At 65.6% G+C, this 26,885-nt stretch carries 22 protein-coding genes; 10 read left to right on the top strand and 12 right to left on the bottom strand.

Annotation, left to right across the window (positions count from 1 at the left end; translation table 11 throughout):
- Positions 1 to 8 precede the first annotated feature (8 nt).
- Positions 9 to 1,193: a glycosyltransferase family 4 protein gene (locus ACZ5TO_RS19005; protein WP_464800808.1), complete on the bottom strand. Its 1,185-nt coding sequence runs from the start codon at positions 1,191 to 1,193 to the stop codon at positions 9 to 11.
- Between the two features lie 323 nt (positions 1,194 to 1,516).
- Here ACZ5TO_RS19005 and ACZ5TO_RS19000 point away from each other — a divergent pair, with 323 nt between their 5' ends.
- The 4 genes from ACZ5TO_RS19000 (at position 1,517) to ACZ5TO_RS18985 (ending at position 4,321) form a co-directional block, all read left to right on the top strand.
- Positions 1,517 to 2,479 carry an omptin family outer membrane protease gene (locus ACZ5TO_RS19000; RefSeq protein ID WP_464800807.1) on the top strand — a complete coding sequence of 321 codons (963 nt, stop codon included), beginning with the start codon at positions 1,517 to 1,519 and terminating at the stop codon, positions 2,477 to 2,479.
- A 275-nt stretch (positions 2,480 to 2,754) separates the two neighbouring features.
- A complete protein-coding gene (locus ACZ5TO_RS18995; RefSeq protein WP_464800806.1) occupies positions 2,755 to 3,231 on the top strand; it encodes a hypothetical protein in 477 nt (158 codons plus the stop codon).
- 143 nt (positions 3,232 to 3,374) lie between these two features.
- Complete coding sequence (locus ACZ5TO_RS18990; protein ID WP_464800805.1) at positions 3,375 to 3,626, top strand: hypothetical protein; 252 nt, start codon at positions 3,375 to 3,377, stop codon at positions 3,624 to 3,626.
- Between the two features lie 2 nt (positions 3,627 to 3,628).
- The gene (locus ACZ5TO_RS18985; protein ID WP_464800804.1) at positions 3,629 to 4,321 is read left to right on the top strand and encodes a DUF899 domain-containing protein; all 693 of its coding nucleotides are present in this window, start codon (positions 3,629 to 3,631) and stop codon (positions 4,319 to 4,321) included.
- Between the two features lie 20 nt (positions 4,322 to 4,341).
- Here the strand turns inward: ACZ5TO_RS18985 and ACZ5TO_RS18980 are convergent, their stop codons facing one another.
- Positions 4,342 to 5,256, bottom strand: coding sequence for a hydrogen peroxide-inducible genes activator (locus ACZ5TO_RS18980; RefSeq protein WP_464800803.1), 915 nt, complete (start codon positions 5,254 to 5,256; stop codon positions 4,342 to 4,344).
- A 167-nt stretch (positions 5,257 to 5,423) separates the two neighbouring features.
- Between ACZ5TO_RS18980 and katG the strand changes: the two genes are divergently transcribed.
- On the top strand, positions 5,424 to 7,595 hold the full coding sequence (gene katG / locus ACZ5TO_RS18975) for a catalase/peroxidase HPI (protein ID WP_184141047.1): 2,172 nt from the start codon (positions 5,424 to 5,426) through the stop codon (positions 7,593 to 7,595).
- Positions 7,596 to 7,664: 69 nt separating this feature from the next.
- Here katG and ACZ5TO_RS18970 read toward each other — a convergent pair whose 3' ends face one another.
- The 5 genes from ACZ5TO_RS18970 to ACZ5TO_RS18950 form a co-directional block, all read right to left on the bottom strand.
- The gene (locus ACZ5TO_RS18970; protein ID WP_464800802.1) at positions 7,665 to 7,850 is read right to left on the bottom strand and encodes a hypothetical protein; all 186 of its coding nucleotides are present in this window, start codon (positions 7,848 to 7,850) and stop codon (positions 7,665 to 7,667) included.
- Positions 7,851 to 7,936: 86 nt separating this feature from the next.
- Positions 7,937 to 8,308 carry a response regulator gene (locus ACZ5TO_RS18965; protein WP_464800801.1) on the bottom strand — a complete coding sequence of 124 codons (372 nt, stop codon included), beginning with the start codon at positions 8,306 to 8,308 and terminating at the stop codon, positions 7,937 to 7,939.
- A 4-nt stretch (positions 8,309 to 8,312) separates the two neighbouring features.
- Complete coding sequence (locus tag ACZ5TO_RS18960; RefSeq protein ID WP_464800800.1) at positions 8,313 to 11,015, bottom strand: ATP-binding response regulator; 2,703 nt, start codon at positions 11,013 to 11,015, stop codon at positions 8,313 to 8,315.
- Positions 11,016 to 11,026: 11 nt separating this feature from the next.
- Entirely contained in the window at positions 11,027 to 11,770 is a 744-nt protein-coding gene (locus ACZ5TO_RS18955) for a c-type heme family protein (RefSeq protein ID WP_464800799.1), read from the bottom strand.
- Between the two features lie 171 nt (positions 11,771 to 11,941).
- Positions 11,942 to 12,868, bottom strand: a complete 927-nt coding sequence (locus ACZ5TO_RS18950) for a PP2C family protein-serine/threonine phosphatase (RefSeq protein WP_464800798.1) — start codon at positions 12,866 to 12,868, stop codon at positions 11,942 to 11,944.
- A 186-nt stretch (positions 12,869 to 13,054) separates the two neighbouring features.
- On the opposite strand from ACZ5TO_RS18950, the gene ACZ5TO_RS18945 reads away from it, so the two are divergent.
- From ACZ5TO_RS18945 to ACZ5TO_RS18925, 5 genes are read left to right on the top strand one after another with little or no spacing between them, the layout of a single operon-like run.
- Positions 13,055 to 13,573, top strand: coding sequence for a ubiquinone biosynthesis methyltransferase UbiE (locus ACZ5TO_RS18945; protein ID WP_184141037.1), 519 nt, complete (start codon positions 13,055 to 13,057; stop codon positions 13,571 to 13,573).
- A complete protein-coding gene (locus ACZ5TO_RS18940) occupies positions 13,570 to 14,748 on the top strand; it encodes a methyltransferase domain-containing protein (protein ID WP_464800797.1) in 1,179 nt (392 codons plus the stop codon). Before ACZ5TO_RS18945 ends, ACZ5TO_RS18940 begins: the two co-directional genes overlap by 4 nt.
- A complete protein-coding gene (locus tag ACZ5TO_RS18935; protein WP_464800796.1) occupies positions 14,745 to 17,105 on the top strand; it encodes a SpoIIE family protein phosphatase in 2,361 nt (786 codons plus the stop codon). Before ACZ5TO_RS18940 ends, ACZ5TO_RS18935 begins: the two co-directional genes overlap by 4 nt.
- Before the next feature lie 4 nt (positions 17,106 to 17,109).
- Positions 17,110 to 17,658: a slr1658 superfamily regulator gene (locus tag ACZ5TO_RS18930; protein WP_184141031.1), complete on the top strand. Its 549-nt coding sequence runs from the start codon at positions 17,110 to 17,112 to the stop codon at positions 17,656 to 17,658.
- Positions 17,659 to 17,689: 31 nt separating this feature from the next.
- The gene (locus tag ACZ5TO_RS18925; protein WP_184141030.1) at positions 17,690 to 18,028 is read left to right on the top strand and encodes a slr1659 superfamily regulator; all 339 of its coding nucleotides are present in this window, start codon (positions 17,690 to 17,692) and stop codon (positions 18,026 to 18,028) included.
- A gap of 58 nt (positions 18,029 to 18,086) precedes the next feature.
- On the opposite strand, the gene ACZ5TO_RS18920 is transcribed toward ACZ5TO_RS18925, so the two are convergent.
- The 5 genes from ACZ5TO_RS18920 to tssM all read right to left on the bottom strand — a co-directional run bounded on the left by ACZ5TO_RS18920 (position 18,087) and on the right by tssM (position 26,865).
- Complete coding sequence (locus ACZ5TO_RS18920) at positions 18,087 to 18,794, bottom strand: protein kinase domain-containing protein (RefSeq protein WP_464800795.1); 708 nt, start codon at positions 18,792 to 18,794, stop codon at positions 18,087 to 18,089.
- 50 nt (positions 18,795 to 18,844) lie between these two features.
- Positions 18,845 to 20,383: a class I SAM-dependent methyltransferase gene (locus ACZ5TO_RS18915; protein WP_464800794.1), complete on the bottom strand. Its 1,539-nt coding sequence runs from the start codon at positions 20,381 to 20,383 to the stop codon at positions 18,845 to 18,847.
- Between the two features lie 9 nt (positions 20,384 to 20,392).
- Positions 20,393 to 21,484: a type VI secretion system baseplate subunit TssG gene (gene tssG / locus ACZ5TO_RS18910; RefSeq protein ID WP_464800793.1), complete on the bottom strand. Its 1,092-nt coding sequence runs from the start codon at positions 21,482 to 21,484 to the stop codon at positions 20,393 to 20,395.
- Positions 21,448 to 23,283, bottom strand: coding sequence for a type VI secretion system baseplate subunit TssF (tssF, locus tag ACZ5TO_RS18905; RefSeq protein WP_464800792.1), 1,836 nt, complete (start codon positions 23,281 to 23,283; stop codon positions 21,448 to 21,450). Before tssF ends, tssG begins: the two co-directional genes overlap by 37 nt.
- 102 nt (positions 23,284 to 23,385) lie before the next feature.
- Positions 23,386 to 26,865 carry a type VI secretion system membrane subunit TssM gene (gene tssM / locus ACZ5TO_RS18900; protein WP_464800791.1) on the bottom strand — a complete coding sequence of 1,160 codons (3,480 nt, stop codon included), beginning with the start codon at positions 26,863 to 26,865 and terminating at the stop codon, positions 23,386 to 23,388.
- Positions 26,866 to 26,885: the final 20 nt, after the last annotated feature.

Genomic DNA, 26,885 nt, shown 5'->3' with positions numbered 1-26,885 from the left:
GGATACCTTCAGTGTGCCGGCAGACGCGCGGGAGCCAGCGAGTGTTCGGCTTTCCGCTCCTCCAGTATTTCGGCAAGCAGGTCCACATATTGCCGTGCGATATTGTCCCAACTGTAGTTTTCCGCCGTGAGCCGGGCGGCGGCCCGCATCTGGTCTGCGAGCGCCGCATCCTGGAATACCGCCTCGATCTTTCGGGCGATATCGGCACCGTCCTGCACGATCATCATGCCGTTCTGGCCGTCCTTCAGATATTCCTCGATACCGCCGACAGAGGTGGCGAATACGGTCAGGCCGCTCGCCATGGCCTCCATGCACACCAGCGAGAACGTCTCGTACGAGGTCGGGAAGACGAAGGCATCCGCGGCCGCGAAGAACCGTTCGACGTTCTTTTGCTCTCCCGCATAGACGATCCGGCCGGCCGAAGCCTTTGCCATCGCGCGGTAGGGCGCCTGATTGTCCGAGCCGACCACGAGAAGATGGAATTCGGGCCCAAGCCGCTCCATCGCGTCGATGAGATGGGCAAGACCCTTGCGGTTGAACTCGTGCCCGACGAAGAGCAGCAGCGGCGCGTCCTGCGGAATGCCGAAATCCTCCCGGATCCGGCGCCTTGCCGACGCGTCCGGCTTGAAGCGGTCGACATCGACGCCGTTCGAGATGACCCGTATGCGGCTCTCCGGAACGCGGTAGTGTTTCACCAGTTCTTGCGAGACGCGGTGCGAAACCGCGATGTAGCGCTTGTAACGCAGGTGTCCGATCATCCAGTAGTCGCGCAGGGCAACCCAGGCATGAATCGGATTGAGGAGCCAGCGCCATTGCCCCGCGGCCTTCTTGATCTTCAGGTTTTCCGCATTCACGGCATGCACGACCACCACGTCACCGGCAAGGCAGTCCCCGTGGCTGATGACAAGGGCTTTCCGCCTGCGCCTGACGACCCGCGTCGCGGCGAGCGTGAAGGCCGGGAACACGAGGAGCCGCGCCAGATGCCGCATGCCTCCGCGCGTGGAAAACCATTTCACCCAGGGACTGACGAGGATCACATCCGTTGCGGTGCCGCTGGCGTCGAACGCGGCGGACGTGACGACGCCGTTTATCAGGCCCACCCGATTGAATGCCTGGGCCAGCTCCCAGGCGACCCTGTCCGCACCTCCGATAGCACCGAACTCCTGGATAACCTGGAGAATCTCCGGAAACATCGGATTACCTTCCTGGGCCGAATGCCGCGCCCTTGATCTTATGCCGGCCGCATCATGCGGCTCGTGCGGGTATATACCTACTGTCTTAAAAAGCGGCCAAGCCCTATCCCTTATTACGGTTAATTCGTATCATTTTGAACATTAAGCATTTTTCGAGAGGAGAGCGACGGCGGCCAGCGTGTTCCGATAGGGGAAAGACCGGGACACCGGAAGGCGCCCGGCCGCTGCAAATTCGCGGAAGTTGCCGGGAAAGCACAGATTCTTGGGAAGGAAGATGTTACGCAACCATAGACTGCAATTTCCGATGGGGTGATGATTCGACCATGAGCATGAGCTTTTTGCGCGCTCTCACTCTCTCCGGAGCGGTTCTGGCCTCTTTCGCCACTCCCGCATTCGCTGACGACCAGCAGCATCAGACGACGATCATCGGTGCCGACGATTTCGTTTTCGTCGGGGGAATCGGATACACTTGGCTCAAGGGGAACGAGCTTGTCTATAACGGCGGAAACCGCATCAGTCGCTTGATCTGGGAGAGTGATGCACCCGTCATCAATCTCGGCGCCAAGGGTGTTTTCGATGGCGATTGGACCGTATCGGGCGACGTACGGTTCGGCTTCGGCGGCAACAGCCACATGGAAGACTACGACTGGCTCGGCGGCAGCTACGACTTCGACGATTGGACGGATCGATCCGTCCATCCGGATACGGATCTCGACCGCTACATCGATCTCGACATCGCGCTCGGAAAAAACTTCGCCCTGTCCGAGGCCTCGACATTCAACCTGCATGGAGGCTTCAAGTACACGAATGTGAAGTGGACCGGCCATGGCGGATCGTATGTCTACAGCAGCGGGGGCTTTCGCAATACCACTGGCACCTTTGCGGACGGAGAGAAGGTTATTACCTTCGAGCAGAGATATCCGGGCCTGTTCATAGGCGGAGAGGTGAAGACGACCAGCGGAGCCTGGACCATCACCGGGCTTGCCCGGGCAGGCGCGACCATCGGGGCGAGCGACACGGACCACCATTGGCTGAATGACCAGCGCTTCGAGGAAAAATACGGCGCCATTCCGTTCGTCGACCTGGGACTGGAAGCCGCCTATCAGGTGAACGACAACTCTCAATTCACGCTCGGCGTCGATTTCGAACGCTTCTTCCGCAAGAAAGGGAGCACGAAGGAATACGACATCTCCAGCGGCGCGCAGATAGGCGGACCGTTCGAGGATGGAGCGGGGATGGACCTTCAGTCGATCACGGTTTCCGCCAACCTGAAGGTCGCTTTCTAGGCCGCGGCGTTCGAAGGCATCGCAACCGCCCGACACGCACCTGGCTACCGCATCCTCGTCCGTATGGACGAGGCTCCCCGGCGTGAAGCTATGTGACTTTTAATACCGAAAGAGGGCCGGGCGCAGCCCGGCAGGGCGATTTCGGTACACATCGATATCGACGTTAACTCACTGGAAAGCAATAGCTTGTTCGCAATCGCAGGTAGCTGGGATCGGCCCGATGAGGCGATATCTTCGGCGCCGCTCCATGATGGAGCCTGATTCGAGGAATGAGCATGCCCCACCAGCGCCTCCGTCGCCTCTTGCGGGATCACGCGCCCGCCGATCGCCTCGCCCGCGCAATCCGCGATATCGACAGGCAGATCGAGCAAACCCGGCTTGCCCGCGAGCCGGCCCCGCTCAGCGCCTATCGCGCGCGCCGGATTCTCAAGGAAGCACATGCCCGCTGCCGCGAGCGCGTGGAGAAGCGGATACCGGAAATGCCTTCCCAACAAGCTGTGCGGCCCGATGCGTTGCCCAAGCCGCATCGGTCGCGCAGGGACCCGGTCGAGCGATACGAGGCGCTCCCGGGTCCTCACCATCCTCTTCCGGCATGGCAGGATGTCGAAGACCGCACCGGGCCCACAGCCCCGGCGCGGGCCTATGACTGGACCGGCGAGAGGGTGCGCAAAGAAAATCGCCTGAAATTGGCGGTCGCCCTCCTTCTCGGCCTTGCCGTCGCCCTTTCGGTCTGGATTGCCATAAAGGTTTAAATCCGGCTTCCGCGGCATTCGGCGCATCGGCTGCCATCCCCGTTAAATCGCGACAGACTTGTCACTCCCGGCCATCGCTCCTCCCGGCCTAGTCTCGCTTTGCAACAGCCGGCGACGGCCGGGAATTCAGCGGGAAGCCGAAAATGACGACACGGATAGCATTCGCAGCGCCGGATTGGCTCTGCCTTGCCGCAGCGCCGACCTTCGCGGTCATGGCCTGGATCAGCTCCGGCGATCCGATGGCCGTCTGCACGTCCGGGCCAAGCCTGCTGCCGTCAGGCGGCATGGTCTCGATGTACCTGCTGATGAGCCTTTTCCACCTGCCGCCATGGCTGGCGCTCGTTTCGCGCCGGAACACGGCGGCTCCCCTCACCAAACGGACCGAAGGAGATTGACCATGCAGCACACGATCGTTTCGCAAGAAGACTGGCTTGCCGCCCGCAAGGCGCTTTTCGAGAAGGAGCGCGCCATGACGCACCAACTCGACGCCCTGCGTGCCGAGCGCCGGCAACTCCCCTGGGTCAGGGTCGAGAAATCCTATGTCTTCGACGGCCCCGACGGGGACGTGACGCTTCGGGACCTGTTCGGGGACCGCAGCCAGCTTGCCATCTATCACTTCATGCTGACGCCCGGCTCGGATCACCTCTGCCCCGGATGCTCCTTCACGATGGACCACGCCGATGCGGCACGCCGGCACTTCGAACATGCGGACCTCGCCTTCGCCGCAGTCTCGCGCGCGCCGGTCCGGCGGATCGAGGACGTCAAGCGACGGATGCACTGGACCTTCCCCTGGGTTTCCTCGGGCGACCGCGACTTCAACTACGATTTCGGCGTATCGTTCACCGCGGAAGACCGCGAAGCCGGACATGCACGCTACAACTACGGCCTGACGCAGATCCGCAACGCCTCCGACATGTTCGGCCTCAGCGTCTTCGCAAAGGACGAGCAGGGCGTCCTCTACCACACCTACTCGACCTATCATCGCGGCACGGAACTGCTGATGGGCGCGCTCAACTGGCTCGACCTCGTCCCGAAGGGGCGCAACGAGAGCGGCACCATGAGCTGGGTGAGGCTGCACGACGAATATTGAAACGGAGCGGCCGGCGATCGCTAGGCGTTTTCCGCCTGCGCCAGCCGGCTGAGCCCGGCTTCCCTTACGATGTCGGCGATGCGGGCGAACTGCGTCGAGAGCGGGTTAGTCTTCCGCCAGACCATGCCGATGGTCCTTGTGGGGCGCGGCTCGGCAAGGTGCGCGATGCAGACGGAGGACGAGCGCATCTCGGTCTTGACGGCCATTTGCGGGATGAGCGTCACGCCGATGCCGGCGCCGACCATCTGGACGAGCGTCGACAGCGAGCTGCCTTCCATCAGGGCCCGCGTCGCGGCCGGCGCGATATTGCAGACGGAAAGCGCCTGGTCGCGGAAGCAATGGCCTTCCTCGAGGAGAAGCAGGCGCATCTCATGCAGCCTTTCGGATGCCGGAACCGGCTTTCCGGCATCCTCCAGCGGCCGTACCAGCACGAATTCCTCGTCGAAGAGCGGCATTTCCTCCAGCGCGGGCTCGGAGACGGGAAGGGCCACGATGGCGACATCGAGCTTCGCCTCCGCCAGATCCTCGATCAGCCTTTGCGTGATCGCCTCGCGCGGGCGCGGATCGAGCCCGGGGTAGAGCCGCGCCAGCGCCTTGATGATGTCCGGCAGCAGATAGGGCGCCACCGTGGGAATGACGCCGAGGCGAAGGCGCCCCGCGAAGGGCCCGTGCGCCGCCCGGCCGAGGTCCTCCAGCTCGTCGACGGCGCGCAGGATCGACCGCACGCGCCCTGCGAATTCCTCGCCGAGCCCGGTCAGGCGGATGCGGCGCCCTCCCCTTTCCACGAGCGGCGCGCCGACAAGGTCCTCCAGCTCCCGTATCTGTACGGAAAGCGCAGGCTGCGAAATGGCGCAGCTTTCCGCCGCCCGGCCGAAATGGCCGAGGCGGGCGAGGGCATCGAAATATCGCAAGTGCTTCATGGATAGATTACTCATAAGAATAACCTATCGCAGCTTTTAGTTTTTACAATTGGAATTTATGATAAGGGTTTGCTACCTCTGGATCACTTGGAAGACGGCCTGCAAGGCGGCGACCCCGTTCGCATGCCGGCAAAAGCGCTTCCGGTGTCCTTTAAAGTCAAGAAATCCGTTGGAGGGACCAAATGGATACGAAGATCCCCACGACCGGCAAGTGTCCGGTCATGCATGGTGGCAACACGGCGCTCGGCAAGTCCGTCATGGAATGGTGGCCCAACGCGCTGAACCTCGACATCCTGCACCAGCACGATACCAAGACCAATCCGCTCGGAAAGGACTTCAACTACCGCGAGGAAGTCCGCAAGCTCGACGTGGAAGCCCTGAAGGCGGACCTGCGCGCGCTCATGACGGACAGCCAGGAGTGGTGGCCGGCCGACTGGGGCAGCTATGTCGGCATGATGGCGCGCGTGAGCTGGCATGCCGCCGGCTCCTACCGCGTCACGGACGGCCGCGGCGGCACCGGCACGGGCAACCAGCGCTTCGCGCCGCTCAACTCCTGGCCGGACAACGTCAACACCGACAAGGGCCGCCGCCTGCTGTGGCCGATCAAGAAGAAATACGGCAACAAGCTCTCCTGGGCCGACCTGATCGCGCTTGCCGGCACCGTCGCCTATGAGGTCGCGGGCCTCAAGACCTTCGGCTTCGCCTTCGGCCGCGAGGACATCTGGCATCCGGAAAAAGACACCTACTGGGGTGCGGAAAAGGAATGGCTCGCGCCGAGCGACGGCCGCTACGGCGATGTCGCCAAGCCCGACACGCTGGAAAACCCGCTCGCCGCCGTGCAGATGGGCCTCATCTACGTGAACCCGGAAGGCGTCAACGGCAAGTCCGACCCGATGGCGACGGCCGCGCAGATGCGTGAGACCTTCGCCCGCATGGGCATGGACGACGAGGAAACCGTCGCCCTGACGGCCGGCGGCCACACCGTCGGCAAGTGCCACGGCAACGGCAATCCGCGCGACCTCAGCCCCGAGCCGGAAGCGGCGGGCCCGGAACTCCAGGGCCTCGGCTGGATGAACACCAAGGGCCGCGGCATCGGCCGCGACACGGTCGTCTCGGGCCTGGAAGGCGCCTGGACCTCCGAGCCGACCAAGTGGGACAACGGCTTCTTCGAGATGCTGTTCAAGCATGAATGGACTTTGGCCCACAGCCCGGCCGGCGCCTCGCAATGGGTGCCGATCACCATCGCCGAGGAAGACAAGCCCGTCGATGTCGAGGACCCCTCGATCCGCGTCCTGCCGATGATGACCGATGCCGACATGGCGCTGAAGGTGGACCCGATCTACCGCGAGATCTCGCTGCGCTTCAGGAACGACTTCAACGCCTTCTCCGAGGCCTTCGCACGCGGCTGGTTCAAGCTTACGCACCGCGACATGGGCCCGAAGAGCCGGTACATCGGCCCGGACGTGCCGGCAGAAGACCTCATCTGGCAGGATCCGATCCCGGCGGGCCGCAAGGACTATGACGTCGCCGCCGTCGAGGCGATGGTCGCCGCTTCCGGCCTTTCCGTTTCGGACCTCGTCACCACCGCCTGGGACAGCGCCCGCACCTATCGCGGCTCCGACCACCGGGGCGGCGCCAACGGTGCCCGCATCCGCCTTGCACCGCAGAAGGACTGGGAAGGCAACGAGCCGGAGCGGCTCGCCCGCGTGCTTGCCGTTCTCGAGCCGATCGCCGCCGCCACGGGCGCAAGCCTTGCCGACGTGATCGTCCTTGCCGGCAACTACGGCGTCAAGCAGGCTGCGAAGGCCGCCGGCTTTGACGTCAACATGCCCTTCGCACCGGGCCGGGGCGATGCCGCCGCCGAGCAGACCGACGCGGACAGCTTCGCGCCGCTCGAGCCGCTGGCGGACGGTTTCCGCAACTGGCTGAAGAAGGACTATGTGGTGAGCCCGGAAGAGCTGCTGCTCGACCGCGCCCAGCTCATGGGCCTGACGGCGCCGGAGATGACGGCGCTGATCGGCGGCTTGCGCGTCATCGGCACGAACCATGCCGGCACGGCGCACGGCGTCTTCACCGACCGCGTGGGCGCGCTGACGACGGACTTCTTCGTCACGTTGACCGACATGGCCTATTCGTGGGTTCCGACCGGCAGCAACCTCTACGAGATCCGCGACCGCAAGACCGGCGCGGCCCGTTACACGGCCACCCGCGTCGACCTCGTCTTCGGCTCCAACTCGATCCTGCGCGCCTATGCGGAAGTCTATGCCCAGGACGACAACCGGGAGAAGTTCGTCAACGACTTCGTCTCGGCCTGGACGAAGGTGATGAACGCCGACCGCTTCGATCTGGCCTGATTGCCGCGATCACGACCGATCCTTCCCCCGGCCCGGCCGGGGGAAGTTTTTCCTGTATCCCTGAAATGCCTAGTCCGCTTTTCCGTCGGTCGACGACTTCGCCTGCGCATCCGCGGGCTTGACGCCCCGCCCCGGCGGCGTTTTTCCGGCGCCCTCGCGCGCATGCGCATCCGGCCCGGCGACGATCGTCCCAGGCTTGGAACTCTCCGGACGATTGCCGTTCTTCGACGTACGGGCTCCCGCCTCTTTTTCCATGACTGCCGTTCTCCATTGCAAGACGCAACCTTAACGGCGCCGCCCGCACCTGGTTCCATGGCGGCGTGGTTCTGGAAACCTGCAGGTCAGCGGGCAGCGGAGAGCAGCGTCTCCATCTTGCCGAGGAGCCGCGGGAGATCGACGGGCTTGGTATCGAAGTCGTTGCAGCCGGCGTGCCGGGCGCGGGCCTCATCGACGCTCATGGCATGGGCGGTGAGCGCGATGATGGGCAGGGTGGCGCCGGAAGGCGTCTGCCGGATGCGGCGGGTCGCCTCGCAGCCGTCGATGCCCGGCAGGCCGATATCCATAAGCACGAGGTCGGGCGCCTCCGAGATCGCGCGGGCGACGGCTTCCTCGCCGTCGACGGCAAGAAGCACCTCGTAGCCCTTGCGCTCCAGCCGGCGCGAAAGCATGTCGCGGTTCATCTCATTGTCCTCGACGAGCAGAATTCGTGTCATGGCATCACGTCCCGGCCGCTTTCGGCGAGCGCGCGAAAAGGACGTCGCGCAACGCCTGCGTCAGTTCGACATGCGCACCGCCCTTGCCGATGATCTGCGTCGCGCGGGCGCCCAGCAGTTCGCGCTCTGCATTGGAAAGGTGCTTTGCCGTCACCACGAGAACCGGCACCCTGTTCCATTTCTCCTGCTCGCGAAGCGCCGAGAGGAATTCGAAGCCGTTCATCTCGGGCATCTGCAGGTCGAGGAGGATGGCGATCGGCGGAGGATTGGCGGCAAGCCAGTCCATGCCCTGCCGGCCGTTCTCCGTCAGCGCCACGCTGCGGCCGAGCCGTTCCACGGTACGCTGCATCAGGAGCCGCGTCGCCGCATCGTCCTCGACGACCAGCACCGTGCCCTCCTCCCGGCCGCCGGTGAGCCTCGCGATAAAATCGCTGAGCTCGCCCCGGTCGACCGGCTTGGTGAGCATCGCCGCCGCGCCGAGCGTGAAGCCGAGCGCCCTCTCATTGCTGATGCTGACGATGACGACCGGCGTTTCGGCAAGGTCCGGGTCGGATTTCAGCGCGACGAGCACGGACCATCCGTCCATCTGCGGCATCAGGATATCGAGCGTGATGGCGGCAGGACGGTGCTTGCGCGCCATCTCCAGCGCCTGTTCGCCGCCGCTCGCATAGAGCACGCGATAACCGTCGCGCTTCAGATGCGAGCCGATGATGTTCATCGAGGCCTCGTCATCGTCGACGACGAGCACGGCGGGACGGTCGGACGGATCCGGCTTTGCGGATGCGCCCCCCCCTTCCGCAGCGTCAGTGGATGCCGCAGGCTCTTCCGGATCGGGCAGGGCAAGGGTGAAGCGCGATCCCGCCCCCGGGCGACTTTCCACCGTGAGGTCGCCGCCGAGCATCTGCGCGAAGCTGCGGCTGATGGCAAGGCCGAGGCCGGTGCCGCCGAACTTGCGCGAGGTGGAGCTGTCGGCTTGCGAGAAGGCCTGGAAGAGCCGGCCGAGCTGCTCCTCGTTCATGCCGATGCCGGTATCGGTGACCGTCAGCGCCAGTTGCCGCCCGGCATGCGTTCCCTGCCGTGTGACCGCGAGCGTCACCGTCCCCTTCTCGGTGAACTTGCAGGCATTGCTCAGAAGATTGAGGAGCGCCTGCTTGACCTTCGTGACGTCGGTCTCGATCGAGCCGATGTCGTCGGGGCATTCCACCACGAAGGCATTACCGTTCTTGGCGGCGAGCGGCCGGATCAGCGCGGCGACATCGCCGACGAGGGCGGGCACGTCGAAGCGTTCCTTGTAGACCTCCATGCGGCCGGCCTCGATCTTCGACAGGTCGAGAATGCCGTTGATGAGGCCGAGCAGATGGTTGCCGGCGCTCTCGATCTTCCTGAGGTCGGGCAGGAAATCGTTCTGGCCGGTGTCTTCGGCATCTTCCTGGAGGATCTGGGCGTAGCCGATGATGGCGTTGAGCGGCGTGCGGAGCTCGTGGCTCATGTTGGCGAGGAATTCGGACTTCACCTGCGTCGCGCGCTGCGCCTCGTCGCGGGCAAGCTCCAGTTCCTCCTGCCGGCGGCGCAGCTCCGTGATGTCGACATAGACGACGGTGAAGCCGCCCTCATGGGTGCGCCGTTCGCTGATCTGCATCCAGCGGCCGTCCCTGAAGGGCGTGACGCGGGTGGCGCTATGATCGTGCGAGGTCAGCCGGGCGGCGATCCACGCCTCGAACGGCTCGTCGAAGGCGACGACATGGCGCCCGCCCGCCTCGATGACGTCGCGGAAGGTCGACTTTCCCGCCACGAGCCCGCCATGGGCCGGATGCATGTCGCGGAAGCGCTGGTTGGTGATGATGAGCCGCTCGTCGGGGCCGTAGAGCGTGAAGCCCTCCGCGATGCTTTCGATGGCATCGACGAGGGTCTTTCGCTGATGCTCGGCCTCGCGCGTCAGGCGCTCGCGCTCCTGCTGCCCCTCCTTCAGGAGCTGCAGGGCCTCGCTCACGCGGCCGAGCTCGTCGGCGCCCGCCGGCGGCACGACCACGTCCGCATCGCCCGCCGTCAATCCCCGCACGGCCATGACGATCTCGCCGAGAGGCTTGAGGATCGAGCCGAGGATGACGATCGTCAGTGCCGTGCCGACGATGACGGCGACGATCGACAGCAGCGAGGCGAAATTGGCCGCCCGCTCGAATTGCAGCAGGATGTTCGCCCGCGCCGCCGCGGCCTGCGTGCCGAGATCGGCCTGCAGCGCGGCGAGCTTTTCTTCCACGCTGATGCCGTGCCGGCGCGCCTCGGCGAAATGGGTATTGCCGATGACGCGCTGGTCGTCGGTATAGGCTTCGACCGCCTGGCTGGCGAGTGTATCGAACTGCTCGATCTCCTGGCGTATCGCCGCTGCCTCCGCCGGACGGTGCAGGGCGAGCTTGTCGAGCCGTTCGCCAAGGCGCGTGCGCGCCTGTCCGGCACGCGTCTCGGCAAGCGTCAGCAGGCTGACGGACAGATCGGCCTGCCAGTAGCGCAGGCTGTTGAAATCGGCGCGCACCTCATGCGCGATGTTGATGATCTCGGCGATACGGTTCGCCTCATCCTCGGAACGCAGCGCCTCGGAGAGCTCGCTGCGCGTGAAGAGGCTGCTGCCGATGATCGCCAGCAGCAGCACGGCCGCAAGCAGGATGAGACGAACGCGGATGGGCAGACGGCGCAGCGAGAGAAAGGACATGGATGCCTCCCTCATTGCGGGATGAGCCCGATGCTGATCACGCCGCCGAGATCGCCCTCATGCGCTCCCTCCTTGGGATAGCCCGTGACGTCGAGCTCGCCGGCGGGCCCGCCATGACAGGTCAGGCATGACGGCACGTAATATTCCGGAACCATGACGCGCGCCCGCGGCTTGCCGTCCTCGGTGACGATGGCCGAATAGATCTGCCCCTTTGGCCAGTCGGCGGCCTGAAGGTAATCGCGGATCGCGGCCGCCTCGAAGGCGTCGGCCCGGGCCTTGCGGTTGCGCACCAGCTCCGGCGGGGCCGTCACCTTCATGCTCGCCTCCGTGCCGACGCGCGCGGCGAAGGCCTCGTTGACGAGACGTCCGAAGGTGGCGGGGATCAGCCCCTTGAAGCCCGTGCCCTTAGCGTTGATCGTCGCCTGCTGCGCCTCGACGACTTCGACGACGGCATCCATCTGGGCCTTGAGAAGCCGCCCCTCATAGGAAGACGGATCGACCGCGCGCGGATCGCGTCCGGTCGCCTTCTCATAGTTGGCGATGGCCGCCTCCAGCACGACGGCACCCGTGAGGCCCTTGTCGCCGATGTCCGGATCATTGATCCGATCCTGGTTGACGGAGATGACCGCACGCGCCGATTGCAGCATGGTCGCAAGGCTGCGGGCAATGGCAAGGTCGGCGGGACCTGCCTCCTCGGCCGAAACGCTGCCCGCAAGCAGCGGGAAGACCACGAGCGCGGCAATGCCGCTTTTCACGAACGGGATGATGGCCGCCTCCCCTCAACAGACCGCGAACCGGCGTTAGAGTGGAAAACCATAGCGCGATTCCGTCGCCCGGCAATCGACAAATCGAAAGGAGCGGTCCGCGTGTCGGCAAGCCCGCGGATGGATAAACACAATCGCGTGAACGGCAGCATCCGGGCCGCGTCAGAACCGGATTTCCAGCAACGAGAAGTCGTCCGGCAACGGGCCTTCCGCGTTGAAGGATCGCACCCACTCGTGGATGTGCTGCGGGCGGCTTCCGCGCTCCGCCGCGTGGTCGGCAAGCGCCTCGACGCTCAGCATCGCATCGCCGGGACCATTGACCTCGAAGGTGCCGTCGCTGATGACGAGCAGGCGGTCTCCGGGCATGACGCGGGTAAGGCTGCTTTCGTAGTCCATCTCCGGCAGGGCGCCGATTGCAACGCCGCCGACGGTAATGAGCATTTCCCGCGCCGCGCCGTCGCCGCGCAGCAGGATGGAGGGCGGATGGCCGCCAGTGGCAAAGCGCAGCTCTCCCGTGCTCGCCTTGTAGACGCCGTACCAGATGGTGAAGAACATGTTGTTCTGCTTTTCCATCGGAAACGTGTCGTTGAGCGCCTTCAGGACCGTCGAGGGATCGCGGAAATCGGCATTCGCAAGCGCCGAGGCCCTCAGCACGTTGATCACCGTGACGGACAGCAGCGCCGCGCCGACCCCGTGCCCGCAGACATCGAGCAGGTAGATGGCGAAATGGTCGTCGTCGATCCAGTGATAGCCGAAGGAATCCCCGCCAAGCTCCGTGGAGGGAACGAGCAGCCAGTCGGTCGCCGGACTTGCCGCGCGCTTGTCCGGAAGGATGGAGAAGACATAGCGGCCGGCGTCGTTCAGCTCCGCGTCCAGCCGGGCCTGCGTGCTCTCGAGCAGAAGATTCTGCTCGGCAAGCTGGTCCTCCACCGCCTCGCCATGCTCGATCATCGCCTCGTAGAGCAGCTTCAGATCGTCGTATTCGGCCTGCAGTTGCGCAAGCTCGAGACGCACCCGCGCAAGCTCGGCGGCGTCGCCGCTTTCGCTGGAAGCCGGAGAATCCGGGAGTGGGTTTGACGAATCTTTCATGATTGTATGGAAAGCTTCCGCTGGAGTTCGAAGGGGACGGCGCAACCAGCGATATCATATCGCCGATGCCACTTCCTGCTGGTCATGTCTGCGCTTGTACCCGCACTTCGGACATTACATAGTCTATTCCCGAAAGATAGAGCACGCGGCCGCACGCCCGCTCGCGGTGTCACAAGGCAGGGGTCAATGAATCTGGGGGCAGCACCGAAGGACGCCGGCGAGCACGCCGAGCTTCTGGAATTCGACATGGACATGGACGGCTTTGCCTCCAACTGGGCCTATTGCGACCGGCTGTCCACCTATTTCGCACGCATGATCAGCCACAATCGCAGCGATTCGCTGCTTTATTCCAACCTGTTCTCCTCCGCGCTCAACGAACTTCTGGAAACCGTCTATCGGCTGCATGCCCCGTCGGGCCGGTTCGTGTGCTCCGTTGCGCGCAGGGGTGCGAGCGAGCGCATCACCCTCACCGTCCCGGTCGATGCGCAAACGGCGGACTTTTACCGGAGCGCCGTCTCCGTGCTCAATGACGGCGACCTCGCCTCGCGCTATCATACCGCGCTCTTCACCGACGGCCCGCTGCAGCCCAATATCGGCCTTCTGGAACTTGCCGTCGATTATGCGGCGCGCTTTTCCATCGAGCCCGCCGACGGAAATGCCATCCGCCTCATCGCAGACCTCAAGCTGGAGGAAACCGAAGCATGATCGCCGACACGCTTGTCCAGACCTACAAGGTTTCCTTCGATGAGAACAACCAGGAGTTCGCGCTTTCCGGCTCGATGCGCCCGGAACACGGCGCCGAGATGGAGGCCTGCATCCAGCTCCTCGAACGGTCGATCGCCTCGATCCGCGGCACCTTCTACATCAATGTGAAGCGTCTGGTGCGGCTCAACAACGTGGCCTTCCACGCCCTTGCCGGCGCACTTTTGAAGGCGGCCGACGAGCGCCCGGACGTCCGGATCTCGATCGTCACGTCGAGCGTCATCGGCTGGTCGACGAAGAAGTTCGGCACGCTTTCGGCCAAGAACCCGCGCATCGCCGTCGAGGAATACGACAGCGAATTCTATCCCGGTCAATCCTTCCTCGAGGAAGGCGGCTTCGTGCCCGTGCTGCGCACGCAGACCAAGCTCACCTGGAAGCACGAGCGCTCCATCCTGCCGCGCCATGGCCTTACACCGGGCGCGACCATGGCCGACATCTGCTGCGGCATCGGCGATTTCGCCGTGCTGGTCGCCAAGGAATTCGCGCCCTCGCGCATCGTCGCGCTCGACCATTCGAAGTCGAGTCTTGCCTATGCCCGCCAGGTCGCCAGCGAGTTCGACATCGGCGGCATCGAATACATCTACGGCGACGCGGCCGAAATGCTGCTGGAGGACGGCCAGTTCGACTTCGTCTCCTGCCGCCATGCCCTGCAGATCTTCAACAAGCCGGAGATGATCGTCGACGAGCTCGTGCGCATCTGCAAGCCGGGCGGCCGGGTCTACGTCACCAACGAGAAGATCTCCCAGTGCCTCGGCGAGCCGCGCGGTCCGTCCATCCAGTGGACCTATGAGCAGCTCTCCAAGCTCTTTGCGGACTTCGACATGGACCTCGAGTTCGGCCCGAAGAGCTACCAGGCGCTGCAAAAGGCCGGGCTCGAGGATATCCGCATCGAGAGCTTCATGGTCACCAATCGCGATGGCGACGCGCAGGCCTTTGCCGACATGGTCATGGCCTGGGAGGAAATGTTCGCCGGCGGCATGTGCGAAAAGCGCGGCGACGATGCCGCCTTCGTGGAGAAGTTCCGCCGCGGCTTCGAGGATCATATCGCCGCCGCGCTGCATCCGGGCGGTTATGCCGGATGGCCGGTCTGGGTGGCGTCGGGACGCAAGCCTCAATGAGCACTGTTGCAGAAGGCAACCCTCCGCGCTTCGGATTCTCGCTGACCTCGTTCCGCGCGAAGTTCGTGCTGGTCGTCGGCGGCGCCGTGCTGGTCGACCTCCTGGTCGCCGGCGGGATCGCGCTGTGGAACGTCAACCGGCTTTCCACCAATGCGATGGAGGAAGTCGGGCGCGGCCTCGAAAAGGCGAATATCGAGTATCTGCAGAACTATATCGAGACGACGGTCGAGCGCACCGATCTCCTGCTCGACCGCTACCATTCGGAAGTGAGCGGCCTTGCCGGATCCATGCAGACCGTCATGGACAACCCCACGCTCTACGACAAGCTCGGCGAGCAATTGCAGGACGACGGCAAGCTGACCACACCGCTTGCCTACAACCAAGCCGGAAACTGGTGGCAGAACCAGCCGGGCGAGGCATCCGCCGTGACAGTCTGGGGCTACCTCCTCGACGAGAACCGGCAGCCGACACCCGAGGCGCTGAAGACCGTGCGCGAGAGCGCCGTGTTCGACCTGTTCGGCCCGAGCTTCCTTGCGGCCGGCCCGCCGAAGCTGCAGATGTACTATATCGGCCCGCGCCAGGCGCCGATCCTGCGCTCGACGCCCTATAACGACCAGGGTTCCGTCTTCGACAAGGTCTATCCCGGTCACAACCAGACGAACTGGTGGGACTTCTATTTCCCCGGTCTCTACGAGACGTGGCAATCCTGGCTCGCCAGACCCGAGGAGCGGCCGGTCGACAGCCCCATTACCATGCTCTCACCCTATCTCGACGGCATCACGGGCAAGATCATCGTCAGCTTTTTCCAGCCATTGACGACGCCGGACCGCAAGGACCTCAACGGCATCGTCGGCGTTGACCTGACGCTCGATCAGCTCGCCGACATCGTCAAGAGCGTGAAGATCGCCGGCACGGGTTTCGCCTTCCTCACCATGTCCGACGGCAACGTGCTGGCCGTGACGGAAGACGGCGAGAAGACGCTGGGCGTCAAGATCGACAATGCCAGCGGCTTCGACCGGAAGCTGGCGCACAGCACCCAGCCGGCGCTCGCCTCTCTCGCCATGCCTTCAGACAAGGAAACCGTCCTCACCACGCTGACGCTGAAGGAGAACGGCGAGGACGTGCCCTACGTGGTGCTGCTCAAGCAATTGAACGCCGAAAACCTTTATACCGGCAAGGTGCCGGTGACGCGCGAGGTCATGTCGCTCGGCTTCATGGTGCCCGAGCGGGAGATCTATGCCTCGTTGATCGCCGCCAAGGAGGGGATTTCCGACGAGACGCGGCAGGTCGTGACCTGGCAGGTCGGCACCGTCATGCTCTCGTTGCTGGTCGTCCTTTCCGCCGTCTTCGCCATTTCCGGCCGCATCACGGCGGGACTGAGGGCGCTGGCGGATGCCGCGCACCGCTTGCAGAACAAGGACTATTCGGTGCGCGTCGCCATTCCCGCGCGCGACGAGGTGGCTGCCGTGGGCGTCGCCTTCAACCGCATGGCGGAGGAAATCAGCTACCACACAGAGAACCTCGAGAATCTCGTGGCCGAGCGCACGCGCGCGCTTGAGACCGCCAACGAGGAGATCAGCGCGCTGAACAGCAAGCTGAAGAGCGAGAACCTGCGCCTCGGCGCCGAGCTCGACGTCGCGCGGCACATCCAGATGATGGTGCTGCCGAGGCGCGACGAGCTGGACGAGATCAAGGGCATCGACGTTTCCGGCTACATGGAGCCGGCCGACGAGGTGGGCGGCGACTACTTCGACGTGCTGCACGACGAGCGGCGCATGAAGGTCGGCATCGGCGACGTGACCGGCCATGGCCTGGAGAGCGGCGTGCTCATGCTGATGGTGCAATCGGTGGCCCGGGCGCTGCAGGAGCAGGGCGACGAGGACCCGCGCGAATTCCTCGAAGTGCTCAACCGCGCCGTCTTCAAGAACATCCAGCGCACCAAGACGGACAAGCATCTCTCCCTGGCCTTCCTCGATTACGAGGATCGCAAGATCACGCTGTCCGGCCAGCACGAGGAAGTGCTTGTCCTGCGCGACAACGACGAGGTCGAGCGCATCGACACGATCGACCTCGGCTTTCCCATCGGCCTCGAAAGCGACATCAGCCCGTTCGTCGGCACCCATGAATTCTCGTTCGATACCGGCGACGTCATCGTGCTGCACACGGACGGCGTCACCGAGGCGGAAAGCCCGAACGGCGAGCTCTTCGGCTTCGACCGGCTGTGCGAGAGCGCCCAGCGCCACCGCCAGAAGGATGCCGACGCGATCAAGGACGGCATCATCGCCGATCTCATGGCCCATATCGGCACCCAGAAGATCCACGACGACATTACGCTCGTCGTCATGAAGCACAGGTAACGCGATGGAAGCCACATTCGGACAGGTGGACCTCACCAACGGCGCCGGCGCGCTGAAGAACCGCATCCGTCTTGCCGAGGGTCCGCTCGACCTTGCCTGGCAGCATTGCGGCGTGACGTCGGAATTCCTCGGCGACTTCTTCGCCCTGCGCCGCGCCGCCGAGGGCGGCGACTACAACGAGGCGCGCCACAGCATCGGCTATCTCACCAACGAGCTGCTGGAGAACGCGGTGAAATTCCGCCGCGGCGCGGACATCACGCTGGAAGCCTCGCTGGAGGGCACCACCTTCGAGATCCGCATCAGCAATGTCATCACCGGCGAGACGGCAGGCCGCTTCCAGGCGTTGCTGGCCGAGCTGACGACGCGCGATCCGGGCGAGCTTCTGATCGAACGGATCGAACAGAACGCAGAGAACATGGAATCGAGCGGTTCGGGACTTGGCCTGCTCACCTTAATGAGCGACTATGGCGCCCGTCTCGGCTGGCGTTTCCAGCCGGCGGCGGGTACGGACGTCCTGCGCCTCGACACCTACGCCGCGCTCGACATCGTCTGAGCGGACATCACCGGGAGCTTATTGCAGAAAAATGGAAATCAAGACGAACGAATACCGGGTCTGGAGCGAGGGAGCGACGATCCACTACGAAGGCACGATGCGCCTTTCCGGCACGGAAGCCTATGCGCCGATCCTCGACCTCATGCAGCAGGTGCTGAACGACAAGCCGGAGAGCATCACGCTCGACCTTTCGGGGCTGGAGTTCCTGAACAGCTCGGGCATCAACCTTCTCGCCAAGTTCACAATCGACGTGCGCAAGCAGCCGGGCATCGGCCTCACGGTCAAGGGCAGCACGCAGATCCCGTGGCAGTCGAAGTCGCTGCCGAACCTGAAGAAGCTGCACCCGGCCGTCAATCTGGTGATCGCCTGATCGGTCCTTTATCCGGCCTGTCGGCCACCTTCTCCCCGCACGCGGGGAGAAGCCAGGCTCAAGGGGCGGACCAGCCGCGCCCCAATACGCGCACGAAATCCGAAGCGGCCGGGCGATCCGCCGCAGGGCCCAATCCGGCCTTGAGCAGGCCGGCGAGAGCCGGATCGCCCTGTTCGATCATCGCGGGCATCCTGAAGGCTGGCGCCGCCCCTGCCTTTCGCAGCCGAAGCACCGTCTCCGCGTCGCCCGCATAGGGCTTTTCCCCCGTCAGCAGGAACAGGCCGAGCGCCGAAAAGGACCAGATATCGGCCGAAGGCAAAGCCGGGCCGCCGGAAAGCTGCTCCGGCGCCATCCAGGCAGGCGTGCCGGACAGTTCCGCCTGCTGGAGATCGTCCTCTGGCGTGCCGGCAATGCCGAAATCAACGAGAACGGGCCTTTCGCCGCGAAACAGCACATGCGCCGGCTTGATGTCGCGATGAACGATGCCGCGGGCGTGGATGAAGGCGAGCGCGTCGGCCAATCCCGCCAGCAGCGGCCGCGCCCCTACCGGACCTGCACGGCGGATCTTGGAAATCCGGTCGTCCAGCGCCTCGAAGGCAATCCAGTCCTCCCCTTCGCCGAGAAGGCGCGGCAGCAAGGGATGCGGCAAGAGATGCGCAAAACGGCGCTCCCGCTCGAAGCGCCGACGGGCGATGGCGTCTTCCGTCCCGGTGAGGCGCTTGACGACGGCAGGCTCACCGGCGATCACCGCGCGGTAGACCAGCACGGGTCCAGTACCCCGCAGGACTTCGCCAGCCAGAGGCGCGCCGGCCACGGTCAGATCGCGCCGACCCGCCGCCACATCGGCAGGGCGAGCGAGAGGATGAGATCGACGTTCTCGCGGATGATGGCGAGTACCTCCGCCTCGTCCTCGACGGGAACGCCCTCGTTGCGCAGCTTGTCGCCGCGCACCTCCAGAAGTGCGCGGATGGCGCTCGTGACCGCTTCCGCCTCCGGCTCAACGCCCTCGGTCAGGACCTCATAAGCCAGCATCTCGAAGAGCCGGACCGTAATGCCGGAACCGAGCCCGGCCGCCGCGAGCGCACAGACCGCGCGTCCCTCCTCGGCGCAGATGGCAAGATGTGCGCGGTTGTAGCGACGCACTGCCGTGACGGCCTCGTCGTCCGCGGCGTTCGGCAGCGCCATCGCCTGGCGGGAGCCGATCAGCATGCCGAGCACCTCGCGCTCCGTGGCCGTCGAGCCGTCCGCCTCGGGCAGGCTGCGCAGCTCGCCGATCGTCATCGGCCTTTCGGCGAGTGCGGCAAGCGCCGGGCCGTAAAAGCCTTCGTTGAGCGTTGCTTCGCCGACCGGCACCTTCACCGAAAGTTTCACCGCGGACGGCGGAACGACGAGGGAAAGCTTTCGCGCCGCAAGCCGCTCGTCCAGTCGCCGCGCCGGTATGGGCCGCGGCCCGCGCATGTAGATGTCCCGGCGGAAACTGCGGGCAAGGAAATAGTCCCGCGCCGTTTCCGCATAGGCGGCCGGGAAGGTCTCGACCAGACGGCGCTGCTCGTCGGTCATCGAGAGGTCCGGATAGTTCTCGAAGAGATTGGCCGTCGCCACGAAGGAGAGCTTGGCATCGGCAAGATCCTCTGCCACGTCCACCTGATAGCAGGGCGCCCAGTGGGCGTTGAGATATTCGTGGCTGAGATAGGCGGTGCCCTGGCCGCGCTCCTGGTCGAGCCTGTCGAGCATCTCCGCCGGGATCATGTCGGCGCCGGCCTCGCTGAAGGCGCGCGCGATATCGAGCGCCTTCATGACGCGCCTGTCGCTGCGGTCGTTGTCGAGCGAGGCGGCAAGACGCACGAGCCGCTGCATTGGCATGGAGGAGGTCCAGCGCGGCAGGGCATTGTAGGTGACGTAGAAGAGGCCGCCGGGTTTCAGGTATTTCGCGGCGAAATCGACCATATACCGGCGGTTCTCCGGGCTTACCCAGCTCCAGACGCCGTGGGCGGTGATGTAGTCGAAGACAGGCAGATCGCCGATTGCGCCGCCCGCGAGCATCTCGAAGGAGGCTTCCTCCAGCCGGATATTGTCGACCCCGCCGGCCTTCGCCAGCGCCCGGCCGCGGGCGATATGCGCCGGATTGAAATCGAAACCCCATATCTCGGCCTGCGGATTGGCCGCAGCGATGGTCAGCGCCGTTTCGCCGACGCCGCAGCCGAGCTCGCAATAAGCGAACGGCTCGCCCGGATCGACCGGCGGCTCCATGCCCCGCAGCAGGCAGGCGGCATCGAGATGGGCCGGCGTCTGCTCGACATAGAAGCCGGGCAGGTATTCGATATCGGAGACGTAGCCTTGGGTCCAGTCGGTCATGGGCGATCCTCAGTAAAGATGCGGCGGCGGGCGGAAGGCGACGGCGGCGGGCTGCGCACGCGGACGGGCCGGCTGGAGCCAGGTGTTCCAGCCGAGCCGGCTCGCCCTCGGCTCCTCGCGATTGCCGCCGAGCCTGAGGCCCGGCACCTGCTCCGGCTTCAGCTCAAGGCGGATATTGAACATCTTGTCGGCACCGAGCGCACTTGCCGCGAGGTCCGTGAGGAGCCGCGAGCGGCTGCCGTCCGGCAGCAGCGAGCGGAAGGCGGGATAATCGAGCGCCTCGACGCGCAGCGTGACGGCGGACTGGATGTCGAAGGTCTTCACGCCGATCACCGCATCGTCGCCGAGCCGGGCGAAGCTGCCGCGCGGCTGCGCGCGATCGGGCAGCCGCGTGCGGTCGGACGGGGCGATCGGATACCACTCGCCGGTAAACTGTTCCACGCGCAGCCGGTGGCCGAGCGCGCCGGAAAGCGCCCGCTCGATGGCGACCGCCGAACGCCCCTGCCGACCGAGAAGCCCGCCGAAGAAGACGAAGGTATGGTCGCCCACTTCCGCGCGGTTCGCCATCGCCGGCGTGCCGAGGCCGACGATGGACTTCAGCGCATGGTCGATGGTCGCCGGCGTTCCGAGCTGTGCGGCACGCTCGCGCTCGATGACCGGACGGTACTTGGCCCAGGCGTTGAATAGGAGACCGGAGAGCCGGTTGTTGAAGACGTCGAAGAATTCACGCAGTGCAAAATTGCGTTCGCGCACGCTCATCTGCACGAGCTCGCTCAGTGCGTGGGGCAGCACGCCCGAAGGGCCGGTGAGCCCGACCAGCGTCTGCGTCATCTCCACCGGCCCGCCGCCGCGCGGCCGGCGTACGGAAAGCACCTCCGCCGAAGCGAAGCCGAGCGGCACGGACGAACGGATCTTCAGCGCCGCGCGCCGTGGATCGACGCCCTGCCCGACCGGATCGACCGGCGGATGCGCGAGGTCGCGGCCCTCCCCGGCCCCCAGCGCCTCCAGAAGGCGGACCATCTGGAACAGCTCGAAATCCTGCGGGGCATCGAAGGCCCGCGCGATCAGAGAAGAATGCGATCGCCTGCCCGTGCCGGCCATGTCTTCAGCTTTCCGCTTCGCCCCCTGACGAGGGCGGTGAGCCGCGAGAATGAATTGACGCTCGCATAAAGGCCGAGGAAACGCTCGATTATGCTCGCCATGAGAAACACGCCGTTGCCAGAGAAATTGCCTTCCTCGAAGGTCATGGTGACGTCGACGCCGCGGCAGAAGGCACTCTGGCCGAAGCTGCGCACCCGCGCCGTACCGCTCTCGGAGGAGAGCGACGTGATGCCGTCGATCAGCGCGCGCGTTTCGGCCGAATTGCGGAAATCGTAGAGCAGCAGGATTTCCTTCAGCGCCTCGACGCCGCCGTCAGACACGAGGGAAAGGTGGTTGAGCGCGAGATGCGAGATCAACCGCCAGCGTCCGCCCTGGCCGTAATGCGGGCGGATCGTTGCCGTCGGAACGGTGAGGAGCCGCATCGCCTTCATCATCGGCACCGGCTCGACCATGCGCAACTGCGGCTGGCCGCCGCCGAAAGGCAGGCGCTCCGGGCGGTTGCGGTTGAGGCAGAGCGTTTCGACGGAGAGCACGTCGTCGGCAAGCCCCTTCGGGTTGAACCCGGGGTCCGAGAGCGAGAGGAACACCTCGCTGCCGGGATTCTCGTCCTCGGCCGGCCGGCGATGGGAAAGCCACCAGACGGCCGATTTCTCCTCGCCCCGCGCCTCGTCCGCATCGACGCCATGGCCGATGCCGTAGAAAGGCGACAGCGCCCGTTCGTCGCCGTCCGCCGTCACGGTGGAGACGGATTCGATGCCGTAGACCTCCAGCGCATGCAGCCGCCGGCTGTCCGGGACCACGCGGTATTCCGTGACGGTCTGGTCGAGCTTGATCGGCTCGGCCGCCTGGGGAAAGAGGTTGACGATCGGCGTGCAGCCGAGCGCGAAGGCCGCCGCCGTCAGCGAGCGCTCCAGCGTTGGCGCGGCGCGATTGAGATAGAGGAAGACATCGAGCGTGCGTCCCTTGCCGGCAAGTTTCGCAGCCTCGGGGAAGGCGAGATCGACGAAGAGGAATTTTTCCGGAAAGGCGAAATATTCCGTCAGCAGCCGGTAGGCGGGATGCGAGGCCTGCGGATAGGGCAGCAGGTTCTCCTCCGGCCCGAAGCCGCCGGGCGACAGCACGGAGGCATCGCACACCGCCGGGCTGCGATCGTTCGCGCCCTCGGCAAAGGCGACGGCCACCACGTCGTTGAGCAGGAGCTCGTAGAGCGGATAGACGAGCTGCGGCTGGCCGCGCAGGAAGAAGCGCAGGCGCCCGGGATTGTAGCTCGAGAACGTCAGGTCCTCGCCGGTCATTTCCAGCGTCAGGCGCAGGCACCCGGCCGCATTGTGCGCCTGCGGCGTCTCGGGCGCCGTGATGGGCCGGCCGGTCAGCGTCGCCGCGCGCACGGCGACGGGGTGCAGCGTGACATCGAAGGCGGTGGAGAAGCGGCAGCGCTCGCCATCGACCGGCTCGGTGTCGACGAGCGTGCCCGACGGCACCGGATAGGGTTCGGCAAGCTCGGTCTTCGCATCCATCTGGAGGATCGACATGGACGGGATCGGCCGGTCGAAATGCGGATAGAGGATACCGAGCATGGCATTGGTCAGCTCGGGGAAATCGTCGTCCATCTTCTGCCGCACGCGGGCGGTGAGATAGGCGAAGGCCTCGATCAGGCGGCCGACATGCGGATCCTCGATCGCGTCCTCCGACAGCCGCAGCCGGCCCGCGATGCGCGGGTTCTCGGCAGCGAATGCCGCCGCGGCCTGGCGGATGCTCAGGAGTTCGCGGTTGTAATGGACGAGCAGATCATCCGACATGAGCTGGCCGGTCCCCCCTCAAAAGCCGCCTTGCCGATTCGATACGGTCACGCCGCGACGGTTCCACGGACATCCGCGTCCTGTCAAGGAAACGAGACCCCGTCATAAGGCCGGGCACACGAAGGAAGAGAGCACGTCGTGGGCGAAGGGATTGCGCGTGGCCGGCGCGGTCAGCCGCATCAGGACCGCGCGCTTGCCGAGGCGGAACTGGTAGGTAACGATGTCCGTCGGATCCTTCTCGATCTTCCTGCCCTGGTCGAAAAGCCGGAAGAGCGCCCAGGCGCCCTGCTCCGTCAGGATATTGCGCTGGCCCTCGATCTCCGGCGTCATCGACATGGCGGCGCCCGCGACGAGGTTTTCCGGCGGCCAGAGGTATTGCGTGCCGGCGGGCGGTCCGTGCGTATAGCTCGCGACCTTGCCGCCGATGTCGAGGAGGAACGCGCGCGCCGTCGGGTCGAGCTTGCCCACCTCGACGGTGAAATCGACATTCGGCTTTTCCTGGCCCGCGAAGAAGACCGTCGTTATGTCGTCCGCCTTCTCGAAAGCCGCCAGCACCGTATCGGGAAAATCGAGGCCGAACTGCTGGCCGCTCTTCCAGCGCCACGGCTTGGTGGTGCGATCGATATAAGGCTTCAGGTAGGTGTCGCGGAAGGCGGCGATGGCGCCCTGCGGACCGAGCAGGCGCGAGAAGTCGTCGAGCGAGGTGTCGTTGATGCTGCCGGGGTCGAAGGGATAGCGGCCGACCGTCGTGGCGGTGCACAGCGGCAGGACCGTCGAATTCCAGATCTCCACGAGCCGCGCACGCGAGCTTCCCCCGGTGATCGCGCCGGCCTGGGCGAGGATACGGGCGAAGAAGGGCTGGAGGCTTGCCGGCAGCTTGCCGTTGCGGTCGGTCAACTGGCCGAGCAGCGTCTGCGGCTCTGCGCCGAGTTCCAGGACGTCGCCGCCGGCCGCCACATGGTTGAGCTGGCGATAGAGCGGTTCGAGCGCCGCCAGCATGTCGTCGAGCGGAGCCTGCTGGCCTTCGGCCGCCGGCACGACGGCATCGTGGAAAGCCTTGAAATGACTGGTGACGGACTGCGGCACGTTGACGACGCGGCGCGGTGCGCGAACGGTCTTCGTGACCTGCGACAGCCGCTCGGCGGCAAGCGTCTCGATAGCGTCCGCCGCACTCGTCGAGAGGTCCTGGAGGTCCACTTCCGCCGCGACGGCAACGAGCAGTTCCCTGGCGGGCGACGGGTTGCCGGCGACGATCGCCACGGCATCGGCAAGGCGCCGGGCGTCCGTCTCGCCGGCAATGCCAAGATCGGCGAGAAGGCTGTCCCAGCGGCCCATATAGGCGACGCGGTAGAGATCGGCGAGGCCATCGCGCAGACGCCCCACCTCGCGTTCGCGGTCGAGCGCCGTATCCGGCCGGCCCATCACCCAGAGATCGTCGGCGAGCGTATCGGCGGCCTTTCCGGAGGCACGCATCATCACGCCGACGCCGGCCTTGGTATAGATACCCTCGATGCCGTCGAAGAAGCTCGCGCCGCTGACCCGCGCCAGCGCCTCGGGACCGGAAAGCCCCATATGGTCGACCGGGCGCCACGGCGCCATCGCCTTCACCTCGGGCAGGGTCAGGGCGAGGTCGTAGGCGAGCCGCGCGAGGCTGTAGTTCGTGATGTCCGCGCGCGCCTTTTCCACCAGTGCGGGATCGGCCGCCGGCGTCTGGAACGAGATCGATGCGAGCTCGGAGAAATGCGCGGCAAGACGGCGGTCGACGGCTGCGCTGCGATCGTAAAGCATCCAGTTCGCCGCGAAATCCGGGCCGAGCAGCGCGGCGGTCTCGCGCTTCGGCGGGCGCTCGCCGGTCAGCATGAGGTAGAACTTCAACTGGTTGAAGCGTAGCGCGGCGGGCGTCGCCGGATTGGCGAGGCCCTGCCGCAGATATTGCCAGACGAAGGGGAAGAACAGGTTGGCGAGCGCCTTGTCGTAGGCTTTCCGCGCCTCTCCTTGCGCCGGCGCGGGGCTGTAGAGGCCGTAGGTGGCGCCGCGCGGTTCAGCCTTGGCGATGGCCGCCAGCCGGTCGAGCACGGCCAGCACCGGCTCGAAACGCATGGAGAGCGTGCCGCCGGGCACGGCCTCGGCAATCTCGCCGCGCGCCGTTGCCGTCTGCTCCTTGAGGCCGGCGACATAGGCCCTCCCGTCGCTGAAGCCGAACCACCAGAAGACGAGGAGGGCGAAGGCGGCGACACCGAGCGCCACGTTGATCGCAAGGTCCTTCATCCGCGCGGCGACCAGCGCCGGCCGCGTCAGGCCGCCGAGATCCGCTTCGGGCAGGATGACCTTGCGGAAGAGACCATAGAGGAAAAAGGGGCGCACCCGCCGCATGCCGGGATCGGGCGTCAGCGAGAGCGTGGCGGGGCTGCGGCCGAAGAGCGGCGCGAGCGAGCCGGCCAGTGCATCGACATTGTCGCCCGTCTGCCGGCAGGAAACGAAGAAGACACCGCGCAGGTTGGTCGCGGTGCCGAAACGATGCAGCGTGGCGAGCTGCTGCACGAAGGGCTGGATACGCTCGCGCAGGAGCGCGAACTGCGCGGGGAACTCGAAGGCACGGCGGCGGCGCAGTTCGTCCGGCTCCTCCTGCAGGCAGACGAACTGGCGCTGCGTGATGCGTTCGGTGAGTCCCGCAAAGCCCCGCTCGAGCGCTTCCGACGGCCCGCGGGCATCGCCGCCGATATCGGGCGCGATCGGCAGGCCGAAGGCGGCGGCGCGCTCCTCGCTCGTCAGGTCCTCGAACAGTTCCTCGAAGCCGACGACCCGGTCGAGCTTGGTGACGACGATATAGACCGGCGCATTGGCACGCAGGCGCTGCACGGCCTCGTCGAGCCGCTGTCGAAGGGCGGTGGCGTAGGCCGCCGCCTGCTCCGGCAGCATGGCGAGGAGTTCATCGACGCTGACCGCGACGACGATGCCGTTGACCGGCTGACGGGAGCGAAGCCCGCGGATATGCTGAAGCGCCTCGAGCCAGAGCTGGCGGGCCTGCGGCTCCTCGCTCGCGGTCAGCCGGCCGGCGAATTCGATCAGGAGGGCCTGGTCGCTGATATGGAAGCGGGCGGAAGGCGCCTCCACCGTACCGTCGCCCTCGAAAGGCAGCGTGAGGCCGCTTGCGCGCACCAGCGCGGTTTTTCCCGCCCCGTCCGTGCCGAGCAGCATGTACCAGGGCAGCGCATAGCGCGCGCTGACGAAGAGGTCGCCACGTCCGCGGCGCAGGAGCGCCATCGCCCGGCCGGCGGCCTCGCGAAAGGCGGAAATCTCCGCCTCCGTCGCCGCCTTCTCCTTATCGGTACGGGCGGCCGCCTCTTCTTCCTGCTTGCGCAGGGCGGCGAGCAGCGCGGCCTCCTCGCTGCTGCGCCGGGTGCGCATGAAGAAGCCGAGGCCGCCCCAGACAAGGGCAAGCACCAGCAGAAGGGCAAGACGCGAAGCGGCCGAACCGAGCGGACGCACGTCGCCGAAAGCGATCAGCGGGCCGACGAACCAGATGAGAAGCGCCAGCATCAGGACGGCGAGCGTCAGGATGACGCCCGGCCGCCGCAGCACCCGAAACCCTTTCCTTATCC

It is taken from the genome of Shinella sp. Sh6 (assembly GCF_055392685.1).
The sequence above is the reverse complement of the archived record's forward strand: the minus strand, read 5'-3'. Positions and strand labels throughout refer to the sequence as shown.

Bases quoted from the DNA above. Each gene is read 5' to 3' on its own strand.
- ACZ5TO_RS18990 (WP_464800805.1), top strand. From the start codon at position 3,375: ATGACGACACGGATAGCATTCGCAGCGCCGGATTGGCTCTGCCTTGCC.
- ACZ5TO_RS18995 (WP_464800806.1), top strand. From the start codon at position 2,755: ATGCCCCACCAGCGCCTCCGTCGCCTCTTGCGGGATCACGCGCCCGCC.
- ACZ5TO_RS19000 (WP_464800807.1), top strand. From the start codon at position 1,517: ATGAGCATGAGCTTTTTGCGCGCTCTCACTCTCTCCGGAGCGGTTCTG.
- ACZ5TO_RS18945 (WP_184141037.1), top strand. From the start codon at position 13,055: ATGAATCTGGGGGCAGCACCGAAGGACGCCGGCGAGCACGCCGAGCTT.
- ACZ5TO_RS18980 (WP_464800803.1), bottom strand. From the start codon at position 5,256: ATGAGTAATCTATCCATGAAGCACTTGCGATATTTCGATGCCCTCGCC.
- ACZ5TO_RS18950 (WP_464800798.1), bottom strand. From the start codon at position 12,868: ATGAAAGATTCGTCAAACCCACTCCCGGATTCTCCGGCTTCCAGCGAA.
- ACZ5TO_RS18960 (WP_464800800.1), bottom strand. From the start codon at position 11,015: ATGTCCTTTCTCTCGCTGCGCCGTCTGCCCATCCGCGTTCGTCTCATC.
- tssF (WP_464800792.1), bottom strand. From the start codon at position 23,283: ATGTCGGATGATCTGCTCGTCCATTACAACCGCGAACTCCTGAGCATC.
- ACZ5TO_RS19005 (WP_464800808.1), bottom strand. From the start codon at position 1,193: ATGTTTCCGGAGATTCTCCAGGTTATCCAGGAGTTCGGTGCTATCGGA.
- ACZ5TO_RS18935 (WP_464800796.1), top strand. From the start codon at position 14,745: ATGAGCACTGTTGCAGAAGGCAACCCTCCGCGCTTCGGATTCTCGCTG.
- ACZ5TO_RS18970 (WP_464800802.1), bottom strand. From the start codon at position 7,850: ATGGAAAAAGAGGCGGGAGCCCGTACGTCGAAGAACGGCAATCGTCCG.
- ACZ5TO_RS18940 (WP_464800797.1), top strand. From the start codon at position 13,570: ATGATCGCCGACACGCTTGTCCAGACCTACAAGGTTTCCTTCGATGAG.
- tssG (WP_464800793.1), bottom strand. From the start codon at position 21,484: ATGGCCGGCACGGGCAGGCGATCGCATTCTTCTCTGATCGCGCGGGCC.
- katG (WP_184141047.1), top strand. From the start codon at position 5,424: ATGGATACGAAGATCCCCACGACCGGCAAGTGTCCGGTCATGCATGGT.
- ACZ5TO_RS18985 (WP_464800804.1), top strand. From the start codon at position 3,629: ATGCAGCACACGATCGTTTCGCAAGAAGACTGGCTTGCCGCCCGCAAG.
- ACZ5TO_RS18965 (WP_464800801.1), bottom strand. From the start codon at position 8,308: ATGACACGAATTCTGCTCGTCGAGGACAATGAGATGAACCGCGACATG.
- ACZ5TO_RS18915 (WP_464800794.1), bottom strand. From the start codon at position 20,383: ATGACCGACTGGACCCAAGGCTACGTCTCCGATATCGAATACCTGCCC.
- ACZ5TO_RS18925 (WP_184141030.1), top strand. From the start codon at position 17,690: ATGGAAATCAAGACGAACGAATACCGGGTCTGGAGCGAGGGAGCGACG.
- ACZ5TO_RS18930 (WP_184141031.1), top strand. From the start codon at position 17,110: ATGGAAGCCACATTCGGACAGGTGGACCTCACCAACGGCGCCGGCGCG.